The 466-nt window shown below is 63.5% G+C and carries 1 protein-coding gene; it reads right to left on the bottom strand.

Features of this window, described 5'->3' with window-relative positions; genetic code table 11:
- Positions 1-466, bottom strand: a 466-nt coding sequence (locus AC1DM5_RS36575) for a calcium-binding protein (RefSeq protein WP_477976966.1), incomplete at both ends; no start/stop codon positions are given.

Below are 466 nucleotides of genomic sequence, written 5' to 3'. Positions count from 1 at the left end.
GTCACACCGGCGGCGCCGAGCGTGACATTGACGGCTGCAGCCGAGGCAGAATAATCGACCGTGTCGGTCCCGGCGCCGCCGTTGAAGGTGACGGTCGTGCCATTGCCGACAAAGGTATCGTTGGCCGACGAGCCAGCGAAGGCCTCGATGCTATTGAAGATGTCGCCGGCCGCCTCGCCCGTATGAACACCGGTCTTCAGGTTGATCGTCACCTGGGCCGAAAATGCTGCCGTGTCCGTGCCTGCACCACCGATCACCTGGTCGGCACCGTTGCCGCCATAGAGCGTATCATTGCCATCGCCGCCAAGGAGCTGGTCGGACCCGTCCGCGCCAGCCAAAGTGTCGTTGCCGACCCCACCGGTGATGATGTTGTCGCTGGCATTGCCGTAGAGGGCCGTTCCGCCAGTGCCGGTATAGGTCAGCCGCTCGACATTGGCATAGGAGGCCATATCGTAGGCGCTGGCGT

The organism is Rhizobium sp. 01T437 (assembly GCF_056398505.1).
Note: the sequence above shows the minus strand (reverse complement) of the source record. Positions and strands in the feature narration are given on the sequence as shown.